Source organism: Polynucleobacter sp. 39-46-10 (assembly GCF_002282275.1).
Genome location: NZ_NCJB01000279.1, coordinates 1 through 3,038 on the forward strand (window position 1 = coordinate 1; position 3,038 = coordinate 3,038).

The 3,038-nt window shown below is 46.1% G+C and carries 3 protein-coding genes and 1 pseudogene; 3 read left to right on the forward strand and 1 reads right to left on the reverse strand.

What is annotated here, in order from left to right; genetic code table 11:
- Positions 1–70 precede the first annotated feature (70 nt).
- From B7X71_RS14315 to B7X71_RS14325, 3 genes are all read left to right on the forward strand, one after another.
- On the forward strand, positions 71–826 hold the full coding sequence (locus B7X71_RS14315; protein ID WP_293601103.1) for an arginyltransferase: 756 nt from the start codon (positions 71–73) through the stop codon (positions 824–826).
- Positions 827–835: 9 nt separating this feature from the next.
- Complete coding sequence (locus tag B7X71_RS14320) at positions 836–1,867, forward strand: quinone-dependent dihydroorotate dehydrogenase (RefSeq protein WP_293598111.1); 1,032 nt, start codon at positions 836–838, stop codon at positions 1,865–1,867.
- Positions 1,868–1,976: 109 nt separating this feature from the next.
- Complete coding sequence (locus B7X71_RS14325) at positions 1,977–2,771, forward strand: IclR family transcriptional regulator (protein WP_293601105.1); 795 nt, start codon at positions 1,977–1,979, stop codon at positions 2,769–2,771.
- A gap of 25 nt (positions 2,772–2,796) precedes the next feature.
- Here B7X71_RS14325 and B7X71_RS14330 read toward each other — a convergent pair.
- A pseudogene (locus tag B7X71_RS14330) lies at positions 2,797–3,038 on the reverse strand (peptidase S11); the annotation flags it as partial.

Sequence of the window (3,038 nt, forward strand, 5' to 3'; positions counted from 1 at the left end):
AAATTACTCTAAAGCAAACTAATATAGAGATTCCTTGGAAATTTGATAAAGAAATGCTGCGTCACTGGCTATGACACAATTAAAAGAGCTCCCTTTAACCGAGCTGCAGTTTTATGCAACGGCACCCTACCCCTGCAGCTATCTGCCTGGTAGAACTGCTCGCTCACAGGTGGCGACCCCATCGCACTTAATACATGCTGATTTGTATAGTGAACTGGTCAACGCGGGATTTCGTAGAAGCGGTTTATATACCTATCGACCCTATTGCGATGAATGCAATGCTTGCACCGCTACCCGCATTCCGGTCAAACACTTCAAACCCAATCGCAGTCAAAAACGCACATTGAAAAAACATGCTGGACTGGCGATTCGTATTCTGAACTTGGGGTACCAAGAAGAGCACCTTGACCTATATAACAACTACCAAAATGAACGTCATGCTGATGGCGACATGGGTCACAGCACTGAAGAGAGCCAAGATCAGTACATGCAATTTCTACTGCAAAGTCGAGTGAATTCTAGAATCGTTGAATTTCGGGATGGTCCAGAAGATAACGAACCTGGTCGTCTACGCATGGTCAGCATGATTGATATCCTAGATCAAGGCATCTCTTCTGTTTATACCTTCTACGACACCAGTAATCTATCAGCAAGCTATGGAAGCTTTAGCATCCTCTGGCAGGTTCAACAGGCTTTGAACTTAGAGCTTCCCTATCTTTACCTGGGCTACTACATAAAGGATAGTGAAAAAATGTCCTATAAGGCTAAATTTCAGCCTATTGAGGGTCTAATCAATGATCATTGGCAGCCAATCATTGGGCCATAATATCTACCCATGATCGATAGCTACCCCCTTTTACGCCCCTGGCTTTTTTCTTTAGATCCAGAGCAAGCTCACAATGTCACCCTTAGCAATTTAGATCGAGCGCAACGTTGGGGTTTATTGCGTTGTCTAGTTAATCAACCTGATCCGGATCCACGCACATTTTGTGGCATCACTTTTCCAAATCCCGTGGGGCTTGCTGCAGGCCTCGACAAAGATGGCAAGCATATTGATGCGCTAGGCTCTTTAGGTTTTGGATTCTTAGAGATTGGAACCGTCACACCCAAACCACAACCCGGCAATCCAAAGCCCCGCATGTTTCGCTTACCTGAAGCACAAGCCATCATCAATCGTATGGGCTTTAATAACGATGGTGTCGATGCATGCGTCAAGCGTGTACGAGAGTCTGCATATTGGCAAAATGGTGGCATTGTTGGACTAAACATTGGCAAGAATGTAAGCACTCCAATAGAGAATGCTGCGAGTGATTACATCACTGCTATGGAAGCGGTTTATGACCTTGCTTCATATATTACCGTCAATATCTCCTCTCCTAACACCCAGAACTTACGCGCACTTCAGGGTGAAGATATGCTGCGCTCTCTCCTTAACTCCCTGCACGTAGCACGCGAAGCTCTAAGTGATCAGTACGGTGTTCGCAAGCCCCTCTTTTTAAAAATTGCACCGGACTTAGATCAAAGCGATATCAAACTCATCGCTGATCTCTTGCTGGAATTTAAAATTGATGCCGTTATCGCAACGAATACAACGATTGCGCGCGATGCAGTGAAAGGGCTCGAGTTTGGAGAAGAGCTTGGTGGCCTCTCCGGTGCACCAGTTCGAAATGCCTCTACAGAAGTAGTAAAAAACCTCAAACAATATTTGGGTGATGTCATTCCGATTATTGGTGTTGGTGGCATTCTCTCGGGCCAGGATGCACTAGAAAAAGTTGAGGCAGGTGCGAGCCTTGTGCAGATCTATAGTGGGCTGATTTACCGTGGTCCAAAACTCATTAGTGAGTGCGCAGCTGCTCTAAAAAAGTGATTAGCTAGCCCCTGGAATTGGGTTTAGATAGGCAATCTGCGTTTCATATTGTGCAATTTCAGCAAAAATCGCTACAATTGACAACATGAGTACGAGCAAAACCGAAAAAGTGTCAAAAGCACCTGGCGAGGCTGGTAAAACCGCAATCCAGGTGGTTGAGCGCATGATGAATCTTCTTGATGCCCTAGCCAATCATGAAGAGTCCAGCAGCCTTAAAAATCTAGCTGAAGAGACTGATCTACACCCTTCCACCGCGCACCGCATCCTCAATGACTTAGTAGCCTGCCGATTAGTTGAGCGCGGAGACGGTGGGACTTACAGGCTAGGCCTTAAGCTGCTTGAGCTTGGCAACCTCGTTAAGGCCCGTTTATCTGTCCGCGAGGCTGCTCAAGCACCAATGCGTGCTCTACATAAGCTTACAGGTGAGACCATTAATCTCTCAGTTAGACAAGGTGATGAGATTGTCTACATTGATATGGACTATAGCGAGCCCTCGGGCATGCAAGTAGCCCGTGCCATTGGTGGGCGTGCACCACTTCACCTCACATCGGTTGGGAAATTATTTTTGGCGAGCGATGATCCGAATCAAGTACGCGCCTATGTCACGCGTACAGGTTTAGCGGGGCACACCAGAAATAGCATTACGGAGTTAAGTAAACTGGATTTAGAACTAAATCAAGTGCGCAAATTAGGACATGCAAGCGACAATGAAGAATTAGAGTTAGGCGTAAGTTGCGTTGCAGCTGAGATTTATGATGACAGTGGCAAGTTAGTCGCAGGACTTTCGTTAAGCTCCCCTACTGATCGCATTCAGTCTGACTGGTTAAAGCTCTTGCAAGACACAGCCCTGCAGATTTCCAAAGGAATGGGCTACAAACCCAAAGTTAACGAAAATAATTACTGAGAATCAAACACGCTTCGAATTTGATTTACATTAAGCGACGAATAGCTTGAGGTTCACCTGAGGGCATATGCTCATACCAATCCCGAACCCTCACTGCATCAGCAAAACGCGATTGCGTACCAACCGAGTCCAAGAAAACCAGTAGCAAGGGTGTGTTGTTCACTCTGGCTTGCATTACTAAACACCTTCCTGCCGCATTAATGAAGCCGGTTTTTTGTAAGCCAATATTCATATCGCCAGCACGCACCAAACGATTGGTGTTCAAGA